The sequence below is a fragment of the Protofrankia sp. Cas8 genome (assembly GCF_963555845.1).
GTDB lineage: Bacteria > Actinomycetota > Actinomycetes > Frankiales > Frankiaceae > Protofrankia.
In genome coordinates this window covers 946-8,027 of record NZ_CAUVXI010000240.1, presented here as the reverse complement: position 1 = coordinate 8,027, position 7,082 = coordinate 946, and the positions used below count along the sequence as shown (strand labels likewise).

General features: G+C 72.7%; 1 protein-coding gene and 1 pseudogene. One reads left to right on the top strand and one right to left on the bottom strand.

Translation table 11 applies throughout. From position 1 onward, the window contains the following. Positions 1-3,700: pseudogene (locus U9977_RS23775) on the bottom strand (hypothetical protein); the annotation flags it as partial. A gap of 119 nt (positions 3,701-3,819) precedes the next feature. Between U9977_RS23775 and U9977_RS23770 the strand changes: the two are divergent. Then, positions 3,820-6,720 (top strand): helix-turn-helix transcriptional regulator, encoded by a 2,901-nt coding sequence (locus U9977_RS23770; RefSeq protein ID WP_322751508.1) that lies wholly within the window; start codon positions 3,820-3,822, stop codon positions 6,718-6,720. Positions 6,721-7,082 lie beyond the last annotated feature (362 nt).

Genomic DNA, 7,082 nt, shown 5'->3' with positions numbered 1-7,082 from the left:
GGTGCTGGGCGAGCTGCCTGCCCTTGTCCAGGATCTGTGGTCCGATCCAACTGGCGTTCCACCAGGAGAGCTGGCCTTTGAGGCCGTCGATGTCGTGGTTGAGGCCGTTGATGGTGCGCTGCTCGCCGTCGATCTGACGCTGTATCGAGTCCACGTCGGCCTGGGCGTTCCGTAGGGCGTTGTCGGCTTGCGCGCGCTCCCGCCGGATCTGGGCCACCTGCGGGTCGATCTGGGCCTGGATGCGGCCGACGTTCGCCTGGGCGTTGTTCACCTGTCGCTGGGCGTCACCGATGGCGCGCGTGGCGTCCCCGGCGGCGCTCTGGATCGCGGCGCTCCCGCGGGTGCGTACGAGGTCCAGGAAGTCGTTGTGCATCGTCGCCTCGACGCTCAGGTCAGCGGCGGCGAAGTTCCGCAACGGGCAGCTCGCTGTCACGTTGGCATCGAAGGTGCCGAACAGCGATGCCGACAGCGACAGCGTGAAGCCGTCGCGGCTGATCCGCAGGTCCACGTCCCGGGTGAAACCGAGCATGGTCACCGCGCCGGAGACCAGGCAGTGGGGCCCGCGTATGGCCGCAGTCGGGGCGTCGTAGGTGGCGAGCGACAGCCGCGGGCCACCCTCGCCGCCCGAGCCGGTGAGGGCGAAGATCGGGTCAACACTGATCGGCTTGATCGTCGCGTCGAGCGCAATACCGGCGTTGGGGTCGACGTCCACGTCGACAGATCCCCCGAAGCCGAACGCGGCGAGGTTCGCCGCGAGCCGGAAGCCCTGCGGGAACACCAGCTGCCCGATCATCGTCGGCTCCGGCGCGATGTAGATCTGGACGTCGAGCGATACCGCGAGCACGTCGCCCTGCCGCGCGATCCCGTAGTGCCGCAGGGCCGTCCGGTCGGTCAGGTGCCAACGCCGCCCCGGTTCGGCGACCGTCAGGAGCGCCGACGTCGCGGCGGGCAGGGCGACCTTGCCGGCGCTGAGGAACGCCGCCGTGATCGCCGGCGTGAGCGCGGCGCCGTCGAAGTCGGCGGTGAGGGCGGCCGGCACGTCGAACAGGTGCACCCCTTCCAGACGGCAGCCGCTGAGCACCGGGCCGATCTCGGCTGGCACCTCGACCTGGCCGCCGAGCAGGGTGGCCACCACGTCGTCGAGACCGAGGTCGGACACGCTGCCGGCGAGCAGGCTCCTGGACGGCACGGTGGCGTCGAACAGCACCGCCGCCGAGCCTGCGAAGGCGCCGAGGCTGACGGTCGCGGCGATGCCGATTGCTGGTATCAGCTCCCAGCTGATACCGACGAGCAGGGCGAGGTCGGACAGCGTCAGCCCATCGACGCCGAACGCTCCCTTCCAGGGCGCCGGCATCGTGCCCGCGAGCAGGGCCCCGTTCGGGCCGACGTCCAGCTGCGCGGTGAACACCAGCGGCTGGCCGTCCACCTCCAGCGCCACCCGGCCGAACAGGCCGATCGACGGTGAGCCGCCGACCAGTTGCACACGCAGCGCGCCGGTGAACGCCAGGTTGTCGTTGAACGAGCCGGACAGGCCCGCCGACAGCAGGACGTTCGCCGGGTTCTCACCGACCTGCACCAGGACGTCGAGGGTGGCGTGGTCGAGGTGCAGGCTGTTCTTAATCAACTCCAGCCCGCGGTCACCGCCGACGTCCATCTCCGCGAAGACGTTGACGCCGGCCTTTACGCCCGGTGCGGCACTCGCGGGCAGGGCGATCCGCGGGGTGGTGATGGCGGGATCGCCGAAGGCGGACAGGTCGGGGAAGGTGAAGGCCGGATCGTCGAACGAGGCGACGACCAGCACCATCCGCGTGAACCGGAACGCGTCGTCCAGTGGCGCGAGGTCCTGGCTCAGCGCCGCGAGCCGCCAACCGGTCGGCAGCGCGAAACCGGCGGCGAAGCCCCAGCCCGTGCCGGCGCGGCGGATGTCGACCGCGAGGCTCCCAAAGCCCTCGACCTGCGCGCCGAGCATGAGCCCGAGGTCGGCGCCGCGCTTGTCCAGGCGTATCCGCGCATGGTCCAGAACGATGTCGAAGCCGGGCGGCCACGGGATCTGCTGGTCGCAGAGCTCGCCGAGGAGTGCCCGCAGGCCGAGGCGCGGCAGGTCAGCGCGCAGCGCGAACGGGCCGGGCACCTGGAAGCCCACGTCGAGGTCAACCCCGGCCAGGGCGAGCCGGCCGCTGAACGCGCCGCTGAACCCGGAGCCCGCCGTATAGCCGAGCGCCAATCCGACGTCACTGACCGTCAGTTTCTCTGGCCCCAGGTCCAGCGTCCACGCCGCCGGCCGCGGGGCCAGCCGGGCCGACACGGTGTAGAAGTCACCCGGGCGTGCAGCGAGCAGCAGACGGTCCACCGTCAGGTCGCCGACCGGCGGCACGTCCGGCAGGTAGGTGCGCATCAGGGTGGCCAGGGGAAGGGTTGGTTGCGCGTGTATGTCGGCCGCGACGGTGAAGTCCGGCAGGGTGACCACGGCCGTGAACGGCACATCCTCGATCGCGAACCTGCCCACGAGGACCACCTGAACCGATCGGTCCGCCGAGAGCGGGCTGGTCGCCGTGACCATCGCCTCAAGATCGATGATTTCGAGGATGTTCCCGAAGGGCGCCCAGCGCACCCCGTCCAGACCCACCGTGACCGAAACGTCGTCGAGCGCGGGCAACGCGACGGACAGGCCGAGCGTCAGAGTACGCAGCGTGACCTGGCCGACGCTGCCAAGTTGCTGGCCGAGCTGGCCGGCCAGCTCGTCGCCGCCAAGCAGTCCGGCGAGATCGCCGAGGTCGATTCCGCTGACGCCGCCTTCGGGCTCGGCGGTGAGCAGCACGGAGTCGCCGCCGGGGGGCAGCGCGGCCCACACGTCGACGACAAGCTTGTCGCTCACCTGCAGTTTCCCGCCGAAGAAGACCGCGGGTGGCCGTTGCGGGTGCTGGGCGAGCCAGTCGGCGTTCGGCGGGCAGTAGAGCGCAAGCGTTACGTCCCGTAGCGAGATCGGGCCGATGGAGGCCGCCACATCGAGCGCCGCCGTCAGGTTGATGCCGGGCAGCGGGGTCGGGTTCGGGACGGGCACGACGGGCTCCACCGGCGGCGGCGTCGTCGTGGGCACCGGCGGCGCGGACAGGACGGGACCGGCGATCACCAGGTCTTCCATCCCGCCACCGAGCGTGTGCTCGATCGCGCCGAAGAGCCCGACCAGCCGTAATCGGGCGACGAAGGCGAGACCGGCCGGCAGGGACGCCCCCTGCACGTCGTCCACGTGGTCGTGGGTCGACAGCGCGAAGGCCGCGCCGGTCAGCGTGAGCAGATCCAGCAGCGGGCTGGGCGTGGAGTGCAGCGGTGCCCGGAAGTCGATCGACATTGGCAGTGTGGGGAAGCTTTGCGAGAACCGCCAGGTAGCCGGCAGGGCGACGCGGATCCTCGTCGCCACCCCGGCGCCCGCTGGCCGGAAACGTACGGTGACCGCCGCGCCGTCGACGTTGAGGTAGTCCGTCGTGCCGGTGACCACCACGTCGTCCGTACCGTCGCCGGGCGCTGCCAGCGCGGCCCCGTGGACGACGACCGGCTGGCCGCCGCAGTACGTGTCGAGCAGGGCTTTGACCAGGGGGTCGGCGGGGCCGAAGAGCGTCTCCGAGATCACGAGTTGGCCGGCGGGGCCAGCTCCGGCGAGCAGGTCGGCCAGGCGCTGCCGCAGCTGATCGAGATCGGTCACCAGGGCATCCTGCGGTGGGGCCGGGCCTGTGGGCATCGGGGTGAGTACCCTGATTTTTCGCCGCCACCCGGAGCTGCGCGCGGCCAGCCGGAGGGGCTACCGGGACGGGGAGGCACGCCGTGGACACTCGGGGCACCAGGGCGTCCGGACCAGCTGGCGTCGATTCGCTGCATCCGACGGCCTCCAGGTGGGGCGAGCCGCTGCTGGAGCGCGCGGACGAGGTGGCGGTCCTGCGGGCCGCGGTGGGTGCGGCCCGCAGGGGCGGCGCCGGCGCGGTGGTCGTGCAGGGGCCGCCGGGGATGGGCAAGACGAGGCTGCTCGCCGTCGCCGAGAGCTTTGGCGCTTCGTGCGGGTTACGGGTGCTGGCCGGCCGCGGGCGGGAGCTGGAGCGGCAGGTCGCCCTGGGTGTCGCGGTTGACCTGCTCGCGCCGCCGGTGGCGGCCGCGGATCAGACGGACCGGGCGAGGCTGTTCGCCGGCTTGGCCGCGCCCGCCGCCGCGCTGTTTACCGGAACCGGCGCCGGTGCGTCCGCACCGCCGGACGCGGAGGCGGTGCTGCTGGGCCTGTGCTGGTTGACCGCGAACCTGACGGGCTGGGATCTGGCCGGGGACGAGGTCCGGCCGGTGCTGCTGACCGTCGACGACGCGCAGTGGGCCGATGCCGCGTCATTGCGCTTCCTGACCATGCTGGCCGACCGGGCCGACCGGATCCCCCTCGTCCTGGTCGTCGCCGTCCGCGACGGTGAGGCCGGGGCCGACGCGCCGGCGTTGCGCCGGCTGGCGATGGTTCCGCAGATGCGGCTGCTGACACTCGCACCGCTGAGTGCCGAGGCTGTCAGCCGGCTGGTGACTCATGCGTTGCCGACAGCGGACGGTGCGCTCGTCGCCGCCGTCGCCCACGCCAGCGGTGGCAACCCCTTCCTTGTCGGCGAGCTGGTGCAATCCTTGAACGTGGCCGACACCCCCGCGGCTGCCTCCGTCGCAGGCCTGGTGCCCGACACGGTGGTGCGCTCGGTGCTGGCACGACTGGCTCGCCTACCGGCCGACGCCGGCCGGCTGGCCGCCTCGGCCGCGGTGCTCGGCGACGGCACCCCGCTGCGCCGTGTCGCAGCCCACGCCGCTCTGGACCTGATGGCCGCCGAACGGGCAGCCGACGCGCTCGCCACGGCGCACCTGCTGCGGCCCGGGGACCCGTTGACGTTTGTCCACCCGCTCGTCGGGGCCGCGGTGTACGCCGACCAACCGGCGTTCGCCCGTACCCGTGCGCACCGGCGTGCCGCCGACATCCTCGCCGCCGAGGGTGAAGGAGCGGAGCGGGTGGCCGGCCATCTTCTCGTGGCCGCGCCCGAGGGCGACACCGCCGTCGTCCGGGTGCTGCGCGAGGCGGCAGGCCCGGCGCTGTCGCGGGGTGATCCCGCGGCGGCGGCGAGGCTCCTCGACCGGGCCCTTGCCGAACCGGCTCCGCCACACCAGCGCGGCGCCCTGCTGATCGAGCTGGCCCGCGCCCAGCTGACCGGCGGCGACACGGCCGCGCACACGACGCTGTCGGAGGGGCTCGCGCTGCTCCGCGACGCGCCGGCCCGGACCCGCGCGGACGCCCTGGGCATGCTGGCCCAGATCTGCCACGCGCGGGGCGACGCCGCAGGGGCCGCGGCGGCCAGCGGGGAAGCCCTCGACCTGCTCGACCCGCACGACCCGGCCCGGGAAGACCTGCTGGCCGGCTATCTCGCGATCGCGATGTTCCACCCTTCCCTGGTGTCCGACGCCGACAGGCGGATGCTCCCCGTGCTGCGGGCCGCACGGCAGGGGCGACCGCCGAGCCGGCCCCCCCTGCTTGCGCATGTCACGCTCCGGCTTGCGCTGGCAGGCGACCCGGCGTCCGCTGTCCGCCACATGGCCGCCCGCGCGTTGGCCGACGACCCCTTGCTCGGCCCGGACAGCCCCGCGGCTTTGATCGGGCTCGTGGTTCATGCCCTGGTCATCGCAGGCGAGCTCGCTGCCGCCGACGCGGCCGCCGACGCCGCGCTCGCCACCGCCCGTGAGCGGGGCGACCTGCTTGCTCAGGCCAGCGCCAGCTACCACCGGGCGCTGTCCCGCTTCCAGCAGGGTGCGCTGACCGCCGCGCTCGCCGACCTCGAAGCGGCCCAGACCGCTCACACCGCCGGCTGGACTGCCTCGGACGGATGGATCTACTCTCTGCTCGCTGTGGTGCACCTCGAACGCGGCGACCGTGCCGCCGCCCACGAGGCGCTCGGTCAAGCCAACCATGTTGACCCCGGTACCGCAGGATCTATGGACGCCGCTCTCGTCCGGCACGCCCGCGCCCGGCTCGCCCTTGCCGAGCACGACCCGGCCGCGGCTCTGGCCGACGCCTGCGCCGCCGGGCGCCATCTCGACGAGATCTACGGCGTGGACCATCCCGGCCTGCTACCGTGGCGGACCACTGCGGCGCTCGCCGCCTATCACCTCGGGGACCACGCGCACGCCCGACAGCTCGCCGGCCAGGCTGTCGAGCGGGCCCGACAGACCGGCGTGGCACAGGCCGTAGGTGCCGCATTACGCGTCGCCGGACTGGTCGCCGGTTCCCGTCCCGACATTGCCCTGTTGACCGAGGCGGCAGGCATACTGCGGGAGACCCCGGCCGCGCTCGAGCACGCCATCACTCTGGTGGACCTGGGAGCGGCCCTGCGGCGCACCGGGCAACGCGAGGAGTGCCGACAGCCGCTGCGCCACGGCCTCGCGCTCGCCGACCGCATGCACGCCCGGCCGCTGGCCGAGCGCGCCCGCGCCGAACTGGACGCCGTCGGCGTCCGGCCGCGCCGGACCGCGGTCACCGGTATCGACGCCCTCACCCCGGCCGAGCGTCGCGTCGCCCTGCTCGCCCTCCACGGCAACAGCAACAGCCAGATCGCCCAGGGCCTGTTCGTCACCATCAAGACCGTGGAAACCCACCTGGCCCGCGCCTACCGCAAGCTCGGCATCGCCGGCCGCCGGCAGCTGCACGACGTCTTCGTTTCCTAAGAGCGCCCGGCAATAGGGGCGTGGATCAAGGAGCGTGCCCCAGCCCCGCGACGCCGCGTCCCTATTACCGGTCGCTCTAAGTGCCCATCCTGCACGACCGGATCGGCACCAAGCTGTGCGGCGACGTCTCGGTGCCGGAAAGGCAGGACCGCGGCTCCTCGGCCGACCGCAACGCTCACCGCCGTCGTGAACCGCAGAACGTCCACGATGACAATGACATTGCTCGGATGTGCCAGGGCGGCCAGGTCTTGCGCAGCCCGGCCGAAACGGACGGAGAACGGACGTTGTCCGGCGAGGTCCAGCATGCACCAAGGGTTCCTCACAATGGATGCGGCAACCGTCACGGAGTCGCCGTATCCGCT